11 protein-coding genes are annotated in these 14,449 nt (G+C 39.6%); 10 read left to right on the forward strand and 1 reads right to left on the reverse strand.

Annotated elements, in window-relative coordinates:
- From HZA77_00005 to HZA77_00015, 3 genes are all read left to right on the forward strand, one after another.
- Positions 1-145, forward strand: a 145-nt coding sequence (locus tag HZA77_00005) for a hypothetical protein (protein MBI5373785.1), incomplete at its 5' end; no start/stop codon positions are given.
- Positions 146-207: 62 nt separating this feature from the next.
- Positions 208-657, forward strand: coding sequence for an isoprenylcysteine carboxylmethyltransferase family protein (locus tag HZA77_00010; protein MBI5373786.1), 450 nt, complete (start codon positions 208-210; stop codon positions 655-657).
- 50 nt (positions 658-707) lie between these two features.
- The gene (locus HZA77_00015; GenBank protein ID MBI5373787.1) at positions 708-1,748 is read left to right on the forward strand and encodes a cytochrome-c peroxidase; all 1,041 of its coding nucleotides are present in this window, start codon (positions 708-710) and stop codon (positions 1,746-1,748) included.
- 68 nt (positions 1,749-1,816) lie between these two features.
- Here HZA77_00015 and HZA77_00020 read toward each other — a convergent pair whose 3' ends face one another.
- On the reverse strand, positions 1,817-3,418 hold the full coding sequence (locus tag HZA77_00020; GenBank protein ID MBI5373788.1) for an alkaline phosphatase family protein: 1,602 nt from the start codon (positions 3,416-3,418) through the stop codon (positions 1,817-1,819).
- 422 nt (positions 3,419-3,840) lie between these two features.
- Between HZA77_00020 and HZA77_00025 the strand changes: the two genes are divergently transcribed.
- From HZA77_00025 to HZA77_00055, 7 genes are all read left to right on the forward strand, one after another.
- Positions 3,841-5,352 carry an MBL fold metallo-hydrolase gene (locus tag HZA77_00025; GenBank protein MBI5373789.1) on the forward strand — a complete coding sequence of 504 codons (1,512 nt, stop codon included), beginning with the start codon at positions 3,841-3,843 and terminating at the stop codon, positions 5,350-5,352.
- Positions 5,342-7,666, forward strand: a complete 2,325-nt coding sequence (locus tag HZA77_00030; GenBank protein ID MBI5373790.1) for a hypothetical protein — start codon at positions 5,342-5,344, stop codon at positions 7,664-7,666. The genes HZA77_00025 and HZA77_00030 overlap by 11 nt, the downstream gene beginning before the upstream one ends.
- A 25-nt stretch (positions 7,667-7,691) precedes the next feature.
- Positions 7,692-8,204, forward strand: a complete 513-nt coding sequence (locus tag HZA77_00035; GenBank protein MBI5373791.1) for a hypothetical protein — start codon at positions 7,692-7,694, stop codon at positions 8,202-8,204.
- A gap of 39 nt (positions 8,205-8,243) precedes the next feature.
- Positions 8,244-9,515, forward strand: coding sequence for a hypothetical protein (locus HZA77_00040; protein MBI5373792.1), 1,272 nt, complete (start codon positions 8,244-8,246; stop codon positions 9,513-9,515).
- A gap of 358 nt (positions 9,516-9,873) precedes the next feature.
- Positions 9,874-11,661: an aspartate--tRNA ligase gene (gene aspS, locus HZA77_00045; protein MBI5373793.1), complete on the forward strand. Its 1,788-nt coding sequence runs from the start codon at positions 9,874-9,876 to the stop codon at positions 11,659-11,661.
- Positions 11,662-13,548 carry a SurA N-terminal domain-containing protein gene (locus tag HZA77_00050; GenBank protein MBI5373794.1) on the forward strand — a complete coding sequence of 629 codons (1,887 nt, stop codon included), beginning with the start codon at positions 11,662-11,664 and terminating at the stop codon, positions 13,546-13,548.
- Between the two features lie 19 nt (positions 13,549-13,567).
- Positions 13,568-14,443, forward strand: a complete 876-nt coding sequence (locus HZA77_00055; protein MBI5373795.1) for a FecR domain-containing protein — start codon at positions 13,568-13,570, stop codon at positions 14,441-14,443.
- The last annotated feature ends 6 nt before the right edge of the window (positions 14,444-14,449 follow it).

Here is a 14,449-nt window from a genome sequence, read left to right on the forward strand (position 1 = left end):
CACAATTCCTTCTGGCATATCAGGGAACTACTACATAATAGCCAAAGCAGATGCGGATACCGCTAATCCTGTCGGCCCCGGAACTATTGGAGAAACCAATGAGAATAATAACGCGAAGTACAAGACCATAAAGATAAACCCGTGATTGTGAATTCGATTAAATAAAAATTGCCGGTGGAAGTAAATTGGCGTAGTGGATAAAATAATATGAAACAAAGAAGAATTATTCCACCGGTATATTTTTTGATTTCACTTTTATTGATGTTCCTTTTGCACTATCTTTTCCCCATTGCAGACATAATTCCCAGACCATATAATTATTCAGGGATTGTTTTTATAATTGTTGGAATTATTTTTGGTGCAACACCTCCGCGGCTTTTTATTAAAGCCAAAACAACACTCCATCCATTTGAGGAGCCGGAGCAATTGGTAACAGAGGGAGTTTACAGATACAGCCGCAATCCTATGTATTTGGCACTTGCACTTGTCCTTATTGGGACATCTCTCCTGCAGGGTTGTTTATCTTCTTTTTTCATTATTCCTTTTTTTGTATGGACAATTACGAACCGGTTTATAATCAATGAAGAGAAAAAACTGGAAAGAAGGTTTGGGGGAGATTATCTGAGGTACAAACAAAAAGTGCGAAGATGGATATGATGTTGTTCTGATTGAATTTTTTAACTGAGGAGGATGTCATGATGAGAATGATGAGAAAAACTTTAATCCTGTTGTTGTTGTGCATGTTTGTTTTTGCAGTAAATTATTCATATTCATCTGATGAAGTTATGGAGAATGCACAAAAGACATTTAAACCTATACCAAAGACTCCATCTGCAATTTCGGGAAATCCTGCTTCCCCTGCTAAGATTGAACTTGGTAAAGCGCTTTATATTGACCCAAGGCTTTCGGCGAGTGGAGTCTTCAGTTGTAATTCCTGCCACAACATCGGTCTTGCCGGGACAGATTTTCAGGAGACATCTACAGGACACGGCTGGAAGAGAGGTCCGAGAAATGCACCGACAGTCCTTAATTCAGTTTTTAATCTGACTCAATTCTGGGATGGAAGGGCAAAGGATTTAAAGGAACAGGCAAAAGGACCTGTGCAGGCTTCGGTTGAAATGAACAATAATCCTGACATGGTCGTAAAAACTCTAAACAGCATGCCGCGTTATATTGAGATGTTTAAAAAAGCATTTCCCGAACAGAAAGAACCGGTAACATTTGAAAATATGGCGAATGCCATTGAAGTATTTGAGGCTACACTCCTTACTCCTGATTCAGCTTTTGACAAATTTTTAAAAGGTGATGCAAAAGCGCTGAATTCCGCAGAGAAGGAAGGCTTGGGATTATTCATGGACAAGGGATGTTCAGGATGTCATGGCGGAATAAACATGGGAGGTGAGGGTTATTTCCCATTCGGCGTTGTCCAGCGCCCTGCGGCTGAAATTATGGCAGGCGATAAAGGCAGGTTTAAGGTGACAAATACCGAGGCTGATGAGTATGTATTCAAATCTCCTTCGCTTCGTAATATAGCTCTTACTCCTCCCTATTTCCACTCAGGGAAAGTCTGGAAACTTAAAGAAGCGGTAGGCATTATGGGCTCCGCACAATTGGGAGCTAACCTTACTGGTTCTGAAATAGATAAGATTGATGCCTTTTTACGGAGCACTACCGGAACTCAGCCCAAAATAGAGTATCCGATACTTCCAGCTCCGACAGATGAAACACCGAAACCTAAATTAGATTAAGAAAACTCTAGTGGGAGTTTGTACTTTGCACTTTAAAGGTGCTTCCGTGCAAACTCCCGCTGTTTATTTCAACCTTTAACAATCCCGCCTTCCCTGTATGCAAGAGCGCGGTAGGTTTTTTCAATCCTGTCCCAGTTTTCTTCGCGGTCAAGAGACCAGAAACGTCCTATAACATCCACAACTTTTCCTACGCCAAGCATTTTTGCTTTTTCCTCTACCTGCTTTATATAGATGCTTCCGCTTTCGGGGCGTTCTCCGCGCCGTCCAAGGAAGGAATGAATATAGACTTCATTTAATCCGTTCTCCTTTGCCATTTCCATTAAGGCAAAGAGATGTTTGATTGAACCATGTGAGCTGTAAAAAGAAACTATGCCGAGCAGATGGAGAGGTTTTTTATTTTCCTTTGATTCCTTCATTGCCTTCAAAAATGCAGGGTTCTTAAAAAAAGCTCGGTCTTCTATTGACTTATCTATCCTCAAACGATCTGAATAGAGTCTTCTTCCTGCGCCTATGTGAAGATGCCCCACTTCCGAATTTCCCACTGTTCCGTCAGGCATCCCAACTGCTTCCCCCGCAGCCTTTAGAGTTGTGAAGGGGTAATTGCTGATTAGATTGTCCATGTTTGGAGTGTTGCTTGCGGCAATTAAATTTCCATGCTTTTCATCCTTATGCCCCCAGCCATCAACAATAAGAAGGAGTACACGGTTTTTATTTTTCCCGGCATTTAAGCTTTTTCCCGCAATGATTGATTTTCCCGTCATTGATGGTGGAGTTTCAATTCCCATTATATCGAGTATGGTCGGGGCAATGTCTGTGAGTTCGCATCCTTCCCTCAATTTTATGTCATTTAAAGATTCATCTGATGGAGGAACCAGGATAAACGGTACTGGGCTGTCGGTATGTCCTGTGTCCACAGTACCTTCCGGATAAAACCATTTTTCTACTGTGCCGTGGTCAGCGGTTATGATGCAGTGATAGCCAGCCGAGCGCGCCGCCCTTATTACTCTCTCGATATTATGGTCAACTGCTTCTACTGCTTTCTTAACTGCATCTTCATTCTCAATGTGACCTACAACGTCAATGTTTGCAAAATTGATTATAAGGAGGTCAAACTTTTTCTCTCCAAGTCTTTTTTCTGCTTCAGATGCAACCTCGTCTATGGACATTTCAGGGCATGCATCGTAATTAGTGATATCTTTGCGGGATTGTATGAATATCCTTTCCTCGCCGGGGAAAGGCTCATTTCTTTTTCCGTTTAAAAAAAAGCTGAGGTGGACTGCCTTTTCCGATTCAACGATTTTGCCGACTTTTAAACCCTTGCCGCATATCACCTCGCACAATGTATCTCCAATTTTTTCTTCAGGAGGGAATGCCACATCTGCTTTGAGATTTCTGTCATACTCGACCATGGTGACAAACTTTGCCGTGCGGTTGTCAATGCGTTTGAATTCATGGAAGCCTTTTTCAGTGAAGCTTTTTGTGAGTTCTATCTCCCTCTCTCCCCTTATGTCATAAAATATGACGTATTCGCCGTCCCCGATTGCACCGGGCCTTGCGCCATTGACTTCAAGGACAAGAGGCTCTAATGCTTCATCTTCCTCACCGCGGTTGTATGCACCACGGACCGCTTCGCCCATCGGAAATTCTTTGGAATTATTGCCGTCACCCATCTTCCCTTATCTCCTGTTCTGATTATTGTTAAAAAATGTTACGGCCAATATGATATATTTAAAATGCTTTGTCAAAAGGGGTCTAAAGATGGATGTTGCTTTTGGTTAGATTAGCCTAAATATTGGTTGTTTTAGCTTAATTGATACTCTGATAGTTATATGAATTTCAGATTGTTAATTTTAATAAATTTAAAATTTTTTGTTGACAATAATTTCTTGTCAAGCTATTTTCTGTATAAAATAATCATTGAGGTGCAAACTTGGCTTTAATATTGCAATCAATCAATCAATCAATCAAATTTTCTATCTTACAATAGCTTCTTCTTTCCTTTTCAAAACCACAGTAATACGGAAAAATTCTGCTACATGTCATTTAAGGTATTTTATTACACTGGATACTTTATAATTAAGGAGGGTGTTGAATGAATATTTATAAACGTTTAAGCTTCTGTTTGCTGACCTGTTTAATGTTTCTATCATCTTATATTAATATTTCTCATGCAGACATCACTTGTGAAAGTTTTCAAGACAATGCAATAGTGCCTAAGCCTGACAGGCTTACAATAATGCACTTAGCGCTTACTCACGAGACTCAAAAAGGTCAATCAACTTTAATAGTAGGTCCAACAGGTATTACTGCGCTTATGGATGTTGCAGGTGATGCTAATAATAATGATGAGGATTACATTGTAAGTAAAATAAGTGCTGTAAATACAATTATAAATAATGATTTTAGAGATGAAAACAATAATACTATTGATAAAGATTTAAATGAAGTTGATTATGTTATTATCACCCACATGCATGGGGATCATATGGCGAACTTCGATGATTTGTTTGGTGGTGCAAATCCACGCCTGAAAATATCTAATACTGTTCCCGGAAAAACATATAAAGGGAAATTAGTTTATCGAGGATTTTATGATTGGTATGATGATTCAGCAGAAAGCGCAAAGTGGGAAATAATGTATGACACTGTTTACGGAGGTAATTTCACAGATAAGATTTTCAAATTATGCTCTGGAACGGAAGGAGAGTCTCCATCAAGCTCTGCCCGGTATCCTGCAACCAATTGTTATAATTTAGAAAGAGGAGATATTCAGCTTCCAGATGATACTGAAAGCTCAACAAACTTAACAAGTTTTATTGACTTGGGAATGACTAATACGGTGCAGTCAAAACTTTACATTTATGGTGCAGACCGTTGGATAAGGACAACAGCTACGAACAATAGCGATTGGCCACATGCCCCTTCAGCAGGGACTAATAAAGAGAATGAAGCAAGTATTGTAGGCATACTTAACTATGGAAATTTTCGATATGCTTTTGGAGGTGATTTGTTGGGCAATGGTGCCGGTGCCAATACCGAGCAATACATTGTTAACAATATTGCAGATTTAAGAGAAGAGGGGACCAGCTCGACCTCTCTTATTGGGTATGACAATGCATGTTATGGAGTTGATGTATATTTGGCGCATCACTACGGGAAGGATTCAAGTTCTCAAGAAAGTTTTGTTGATATGCTCTTGCCAGATAATACAAGCTCAAAACAAGTCATAGTAGGACTAAAGAAAGGATATGATGATGCCCCAGAACGAGCAGCAATATGGAGATTATTGGGTTATTCAGAAACAAATTGCAATGGACTACCAACGAATCCTGATAGATCTACTGGACCGAGAGTAGATACTTCTGGAAGAGTATGGTTAACGAGAGATGGTGGGAACACAACAGATTGTACTGGAAAACCTTATGTCGACTATGGCTCTATTGTGTGCGCCGAAAACGCTAGCGGAAATGGAGCAGACACAATAATTCAAACCGAGCCACCGACATCGTATGGTGGAACAAATAACGTGAAAAAATATGTTACTAAGTACTATGTAAGTTCTACAAAAAAAGCCTGCAAGGAGACTGTGACAGTTGAGCCGTAAAATTAAACAATATCTTTTCTTTTTTATTGTTATGTCGGTTGTTAGTATTCTTTATACGGAAGCTTCAAATGAATATCTAACCTGTTACTGGGATGAACTTTATCAGGGTTCAGGCTTAACAATCAAATATGGTTGTGAACTATGCCATACCTTGAAAATGCCGGCGAGAAATCCTTATGGCAAGGATATTGAAATAGAGATGCTTAAAACATTAGCTCGCCTCCAAAAGGAAAAAAAGGAAGACGTAAAAGACATAGTAGTGGAGGCTTTGTTTAAAGTTGAAGGCAAGGACTCTGATGGAGATGATGTTTTAAATATTGCAGAAATCCAGTCTGGAACAAATCCCGGCGAGGGTGAAAAGGCAGAAACTGATAAGTTTACAGAAGACTGGTTTGAGCCTGCCGGTTTCATGAATGTGCCGCGATATATGTTTTCTATGGAAAAATTGAATGATGGGATGGTCTTGATAACAGGAGGCATTTCCGGCAGGCTTGCCCCTCTTTCAACTGCTGAACTCTTTGACTCACGTAATGGGAAATTTCTTCCTACAGGCAAGTTAAATTCTGTGAGATGGGGACACACTTCTGTTTTATTACATGATGGAAGAGTGTTAATTGTTGGGGGTAGGGGAGACGAGAGTAAGAAAGAAGAGAAAGCTCTTAATTCTGTTGAAATATATGATCCGGTAAAAGGAGTTTTCAGTTTAACCGGGAAAATGCACTATGGCAGAAGAGGATGCACGGCAAATCTTTTACCAGACGGAAGAGTTTTGGTAACTGGTGGAATGGGTTATTCTGATGACGGGAATTTTACCACTCTAAAATCTGCAGAAATATTTGATTCTAAAACCAACAACTTCCAGATTTGTGGAGAGATGACTTCAAAGAGAGTTTTTCATAGAGCAATAACTCTTGATGACGGGAGGATATTAATTACCGGTGGCACGTCTAAATGGGGTGCTGAAGGGATAGATGTATTAAAAAGCTCTGAAATTTATGATCCCAAAACAGGTAAATTTATTGAATCAGCTATGATGAAGAATATGAGAATTTCACATGGAATTTCAAAACTCTCTAATGGGAATGTCATGGTTTTTGGGGCAATGAATAATCCATTGGTAAACAGACAGGCATTATCAGTGTGTGAGATTTTTGATGTGAAGAAAGGCGAGTTTGAAGATGCACCATCAATGAATGTTCCACGCGACCATTTTAAGCCAGAAGTCCTTGATGACGGACGAGTGCTGGCAGCAGGAGGCTCAAATCTTTATGATTTCCATTCGTCTGCGGAAATATTTAATCCTGAAAAGAAGCAATTCAACCTTACAGGAAGAATGTCGGTATGCAGGGATGATCCGGAGCTTGTCTTGCTTGATGACGGAAGGGTGCTGATGGCAGGAGGTATGAGCGCAGATTACTATATCCTACCACATGCGGATTATTTTAATCCGTCGTTTCTATCGCGAATCAATGGTTTAAAAGAAAAACTGTCAGAAATTAAAGATGACGAGTTTTCGAATGTTCCAATTCAGGGGAATATTTTTAAGAAATTATTGTCATGGATTTCCTCCTCTGTGCAGAAAAAATCAGCAAGAGAAATGATAAATGTAAAACTTGATGAGCTGGCCTTAAGCATAAAAAATCATAAGTCAGAAGAAACAAAAAACCTGATTCAGGGTACATTGAGTTTACTTGATAGAAAAGAAGGGACATTACTTGCATCTTTATTTATTCCACAATTAACTCTTATAAAAAACCAGCTAGAAAAGTTACCTGAGGAAACAAATATAGCTTTTGATATTAATTCAGAAACTTCCAATGAGATAGATAATAGGTATTCTTTTAAAATTGCTCCTGACAATAATCTTCCAGCCATAAAATCTATTCTCTGGGATTTTGGTGATGGCTCTTTTTCATCTCAGTTAAATCCCGAACATGAATTCTGTTCCGGAAAGCATGTTGTTATGACAACTGTTATTTTTGATGATGGAAGAAAATCAATTAATCGGGAATTAGTAAAAGTTCCTGGTGGCGAAGCGGGCGTTTCATATCAATGTGATATTCAGCCTCTATTTGATCGCAATTGCATTGGATGTCACGGGACTCTTGGAGGAATATCTTTAACCTCTTATGAAGGATTAAAAAAAGGAAGTTACAGGCATAAAGATGTTGTTTCAGCAACCAAGCCGGAAGAAAGCCCTTTGATAGACAGTCTGGTAGGCAAGAGCTACCTTATGCCACCATGGGCTAAATGGGATGATGAAAAAATAGAATTAATAAAAGAATGGATAGAAAATGGAGCAGAAAAGAATTAAATATTCCATCACTAAGGGGGTAATTATGAAAAAAAGAATATCAATATTTGAAATTTTGATTTTATTAATAGTCTTTTCTAATATTAATTATAAATGTATGGCGGCGGGGGAAGACCTCATCCCATATCAGGCAGGACCAATTAAAGAAGAAGATATACAGGGGTATGTAGAAGATGAAGGATTTATGCAGCCCATTATAACTCAGGATGCAAGAGATAGAATGGAAAATGAAAACATTGCATTTATTAAGAATCAAATTATAGATAAGTTTCAATGGAAATCTAACACAATCAAGGAAGATTTTATAAAGATTTCAGACGTGATCCCAAAGGCATATAAAGTTTCTTTTATGAAGGTAATGTATGAGTACTTGAAGAATGAACTAAAAAACAGCGATTATAAATATGTGGATGAGCAAAAATTAACAGGTTCAGTTGAGTATTTATTCAAATACTTTCATACATCCCCTGAGAGAGTTGCAAGACATAAGGCTGACATTGAGAAAGCCTTGGGTAGAAGCATTTTTTCAACAAACTAAAATGTGTATATATTTTTGAATTATACCGGAGGGTATAAGATGAACAAAAGAAAAAGTCTTCTTATCCTTTTAATATTTCCCATAAGCTTGTTTCTCTTAGGGTTTGATTATTCAACAGATAATATAACAGAACTATCTTCAAAGAAACTAATAGGGTCTTATAGTTATAAAGAGAAATACAATTCGTTTGGTACATTTGTTATGGTAAACAATATTGCTTATATATCAACTTGGCGCGATGGATTGCTAATTTTAGATATTTCAGACCAAACAAAACCTAAACGTGTGGGAATGTATATAGAAAACGATACTAGTATACAAGATGTCTATGTTGAGAATGGGATTGCTTATATTGCAGATTGGAATAATGGACTTCAGATTATTGATGTGTCAAATCCTTCAAAACTCATCCTTTTAGGAAGTTATAATACGGGAAATGCGAGCCATGTTTATGTCTCAAATAACATTGCATTTGTGACATTTGGAAGTAATTTAGAACTTATAGATATTTCAGATCCATCATTGCCATCTTTGTTTGGTAGCATTAATATTGGCAATGAGCCTAGTGGAATATATGTTTCCGGGAATTACGCATATGTTGGGGACAAAGCAGATTCCGGTAAAGGTTTTCAGGTAATAGATGTATCAGACCCTTCAAACCCTGTATTAGTGGGGCAAAAAATCCCTGCTGTCTGCCGCCAGTTGATGTATGTGGATGGCTATATATATGCTTTAATAGGTGTTGATGTATATAAAATTGATATAAGTAATCCAGCAGCGCCATCTTATGAGGCTCTTTTTGGCGGCGAATCAACTGGTCCTTTCTATATTGCAGATAATAAGGCGTATGTAAATGGAGATTGGGCAGGTGGCATAGACAAGGATGGAATACTTGTTGTTGATCTAATCTCAATGAAAATCATAGAATTATATACAACGGCAGGGGGAAATTTTCATTTTGAGGATATAAAATTTTCTAATGGGACTCTGTATATGTCCTTAGCAGGTCGTGGTTTTTATATGTATGATCCGAGCAAACCTGCTGTTATTTCTTCTTTAAGCAAAAGGAAAAGCGAGCCAGGAGGAGTGCTTGCGGTAAATGGCAAAAACTTCGGGGAATATCAGGGAGTAGTGCTTATCAAACAGAACGACAAAAACCAAAAGGCTGATATCGTTTCCTGGAGTGATGAAAAAATAGATATAACATTACCGACAAAACTTAAATCCGGCAGTGCAGTTGTCAGGGTAAAAAAATCTACAGATTTGAAATCCAGGAATTACAAGACTATTCAAATTAAAAAAAGTAATTGAAATTACTGTTAGTAGTATTGATATCAAGAAATTTAAAATAAAAGATGTTTAGTGCAGTAGGAGAAGGTGTGGTTCTTTATGCTGCGTAGCTTTAATAGTAACTAGCACACTGAATAAGTCGGAAAAGGAAATATGATTCTGTAACCTCGATTATAAGTTGCAGGCAAGATGCAATAAGTAAAATTTCAACTTACCTTCTTAACAAAGAAATAAATCCTGAATTATTAATTACTGTAAGAGAATGCTTTCCCCTGTTTTTTTCAAGTTGACAATGGTGCCTTTTAGACTGTAATCTCCGCTATCTTGAGCTATTTATTATTCTTATTATTTGTTCTTAATGAAATGATTGGGTGCGACTATGGATAATCTTGAAGGTTTGGCAAGAACTCATTACTGCGGTGATCTTCGCGGCAGTGATAAGGAAAAGAATGTTACCCTTATGGGGTGGGTGCAGAGAAGGCGTGATCATGGCGGTGTGATATTCGTTGATGTCCGCGACAGGACCGGGATTACACAAATGGTTTTTAATCCGGAAGCATGTGCACAGGCCCATGAGAAGGCAGGCAACCTCCGCTCTGAATATGTAATTGCAGTTAAAGGCAAAGTCAGGCCCCGGCCTGAAGGGACTGTGAACGCGTCAATGCCTACCGGAGAAATAGAGGTTATCGCCGATGAGCTGAGGATATTGAATACGGCACAGACTCCGCCGTTCCTTATAGAAGATGATTCGACGGTAAATGAAGATGTAAGGCTTAAATACCGCTATCTTGATCTTAGAAGACCATCGCTTCAAAAGAAAATAATACAGCGTTACAACATCACAAAAGTCGTGCGCGAGTATCTTGACAAGGAAGGTTTCCTTGATATTGAAACCCCGTTCCTTACAAAGAGTACTCCTGAAGGGGCCCGTGATTATCTTGTTCCAAGCCGGGTTAACCCGGGAAAGTTCTTTGCTCTGCCGCAGTCTCCTCAGCTTTTTAAGCAGATATTAATGGTGGCGGGATTTGAAAGATATTACCAGATAGTAAAATGTTTCAGGGATGAAGATCTGAGAGCAGACCGCCAGCCTGAGTTCACACAGATAGATATCGAGATGTCATTCATTGACAGGGAAGACATTTACCGGGTTATGGAAGGACTTTTCAAAGATATATTCAAGAGAGTTATGGGAATAGACATAAATACGCCATTCCCTAGACTTTCATACGCAGACGCCATGAGCCGTTACGGCAACGACAAGCCTGACACAAGGTTTGAAATGGAGCTTAAAAGCCTGACCGACATCTTCAAAGGTTCTGGCTTCAAGGTTTTTAACCAGACGGTTGAATCTGGAGGCATAATCTGCGGGCTCAATGCAAAGGGTTGTTCCGGCATGACACGTAAGGAACTTGATGACCTTACGGCATTTGCGATATCTGAGGGAGCCAAGGGACTTGTGTGGATGAAGGTTCTTGAAAATGAACTTCAGTCCCCTGTGACCAAATTTTTAAATGCTGAAGAGATTGCGAAACTGAGGGAAAGGCTTGATGCAAAGCCGGGCGATGTGCTTTTTATCGAGGCTGATTCGTCTGGCATTGTTTATCCCTCCATGTCATCGCTTCGTCTTAAGATTGCGAAGGACAAGGGTATGATTGACAGCTCAAAGTACAGCTTCCTCTGGGTAACGGATTTCCCTCTGCTCGAATACAGCCCTGAGGAGAAAAGATATATGGCGATGCATCATCCTTTTACATCTCCCGTTGACGCGGATATCGAATTGTTTAGCTCCGATCCCTCAAAGATAAGAGCCAAGGCTTATGATATGGTCCTTAACGGCTCCGAGGTCGGAGGAGGAAGTATCAGGATCCACCGCAGGGATGTGCAGGAAAAGATGTTCGATGCTTTAGGCATAGGACCTGATGAAGCGCGGCTGAAATTCGGATTTCTCCTTGATGCACTTCAATACGGCGCCCCGCCTCATGGCGGTATAGCCTTCGGGCTTGACAGGATAGCCATGATCCTCTCCGGGGCAAATTCAATAAGAGAGGTAATCCCATTCCCGAAAACTCAGAAGGCAACGTGTCTTATGACAGACGCACCGTCCGATGTGGACAAGAAACAGCTTGATGAACTTGGAATAAAAATAATATCGAGGAGTACAAAGTAAATGCTTGATTTAATGCGAAAGCACCGCAGATGGATTTCACCTGTTTTCTTTATAATAATAGTTTCTTTCGTTGCATATTACGGCTTGAGCAGTAAGGATGCTGCTAAAGGGGGCATGGTAGCTGAAGTCAATGGGAAGATAATTTCCTATGATGCATACAGACAACAGCTCGCACAGACTGAAAATTATTTTCGCAGCCAGCTTAAAGATAAAGCTGATGAATTCCTTGCACGCATGGATCTCAAAAAGATGGTACTTAACAATATAATAAACAAAGAGGTAATGGATCAGGCAGCCGTTGATATGGGCATTAAGGCAAGCGATTCAGAACTTGTTGAGAAACTTAAATCCTATGAAGTGTTCAGGGATTCTTCGGGCAATATAGATAAAAACCAGATGATAGCTATTTTAAAAAGAAACCGCATTGATCCCAAGAGCTTTATCGAGGATCAGAAAAAAGAGATAGCTTCTGAAAAGCTAAAAAGGATGGTTGAAGATTCCGCTGTGGTAAGCGATACCGAGCTGTGGGAAGAATATGTTAAGGAGAATGAAAAGGCGGAAGCCCAATACTGTTATTATCCACCTGATTTTTATATGGCTTCCCAGACTGTTCCCGAGAATGAACTGAAGAAATATTTTCAAGATAACGTGAGCAAATATAAACTTCCAGACGGCGCTGATATTGAATACGTTCTGGTAACGCCCAAAGATATAAACAGCAAAATATCAGTCACGGAACAGCAGGCAAGAGAATATTATAACTCCAATCAGAATGATTATAGCTCTGAAGATGAACAGATAAAAGCAAGTCATATTCTTTTCATTGTAAAGCCGGGAACAAAACCTGATGAAGAGGAGATGATCAAGCGCAGAGCGCAAAAGGTTCTTGATGAAGCAAAAAAAGGAAAGGATTTCAAAGCACTTGCCCAGTTACATTCCGAGGAGCCTCTTGCAACAGCAACCGGCGGTGATTTGGGATTTTTTGGAAAAGGAGAGATGGATCCTGAATTTGAGAAATCAGCTTTTTCATTGGCGGAAGGGGAAATAAGCGGCCTTGTAAAATCATCGTTCGGGTACCACATAATAAAGGTAGAAAAGAAAATTAAACCCGGGGAAGCTGAACCTTTTGAATATGTCAAAGATGAAGTAATAGACAGAATGAAAAGAGAAAAGGGTAAAGATGAGGTGCTTGCAAAGGCTTCTGAAATAAGGAAAGAATGGACTGGAGGTAAATCAGAAGCATCGCTTGAAATCAGACCGGTACGGACCAAGATCTATCAGGATGAAGATATCGAGGGGATAGAAAATGCGAAGAAATTTTACACTACAGCTTATGCCCTTAAAGATGGAGAAATAAGCGAGCCTGTAAGGCTAGGTGCATCATGCGCTGTTATAAAGCTTATTAAGAAAGAAAGCGCCCATGACCCCAAGTTTGAAGAGGTAAGGGTAAGGGTCGAGAAAAGATATAAGAGTGAGAGAGGAATGGCAAGCCTTGATTCCCATATAAAGGAGATAGTGTCGCGAATTAACAAAGGAGAGTCGGTTAATGATATTGCCTCCGCTGACAAGGTAACTGTAGAGACAACTGGAATGGTTTTGAGAAGCAATGTTTCTTCTGATATAAAGAATAGAGGTGCTTTTACAGCAGCGATGTTTGCTCTTAATAGTACAAAGAGAGCAGGATATGTAATTGATAAAAACGGAGCATACGTTATTGTTCTGAATAATAAACTCCCTGTAAGCCGGTCGGACTTTGAATCTCGCAAGAGCTCTATGAGAGCGTCTGTAATCCAGAATCAGACTGAGATGATTTTAAACAGGATTGTGGAGAACTATAAAAAGAAGGGCAGCATCACAGTCAGCAAAGAGTTTGAACAGCTTCTTTAAAACCTGAGTTACGAAAAAAATGCAGAGTTGGATACGCAATTTTTTTTGCCTTTTAATTTGCTATTTTTATATAATATTGGTTAATTATAACATCTATGGCGCAACGGCTGCCGGCATATTGCTTGGTTTTAATGGTGTCGTGACTATAAAAGGTGCCAATGGAGGGATGATTTTGAAGCCTGCATTAAGACAAAGGCTTTATAGCGGAGATAAAATAACCACAGGCAATGGAGGAAGCGCGAGGGCACTTATACGTAACGGCGATGTTGTAATGATTGCTGAAAACTCTCAATTCACATTCAGGGAGTCATTCAGAGATTCAGGGGATGGAGAAATAAAGCACCCTGATATGCTGGAGCTTGTTGCCGGGAAGGTCAGGATAATTGTGAAAAAAATTTCCGGAGAAGAATCGGATTTCGAGATTGTTACTCCTACTGCTCTATGCGGGGTAAGAGGGACTGATTTTATAGTATTGGTCCGGAATCCTCAGGAAACTGATGTGCTGGTTATCGAAGGCAATGTTGAAGTCAGGAATAGAGGGGCAACAGGGCCCGGAGAACCTGTCTATGCATCAGCTGGAGAGATGGCAGTAGTTAAAGAAGATATGAATGTGCCGGAGATTAGAAAAACAGATAAATCAGACATTGAGCAGTTCCTCGAAGGTGTTGAGCTTTTGAATTTCCGGAGAGAAACAGAAAATCCGGATATGATCTTTCCTGATAACACTCTCTACAAAGGTCTGGCAAAGGCCTCTGAAAGGGAGTCTCAACATGACGAACAACTTTATATGTATGGACCGTCCAAAGATATGCTTTTGCCCGGGCTCGTAGAGATGATATCGCTTAAAAAAAAGCTTAAGGCTCCTCCGCCAATTTCACCGCCTCCACCTCCGTAAATTTCA

The sequence above is a fragment of the Candidatus Schekmanbacteria bacterium genome, from assembly GCA_016219965.1.
In the GTDB taxonomy this organism is placed as follows: domain Bacteria; phylum Schekmanbacteria; class GWA2-38-11; order GWA2-38-11; family J061; genus JACRJM01.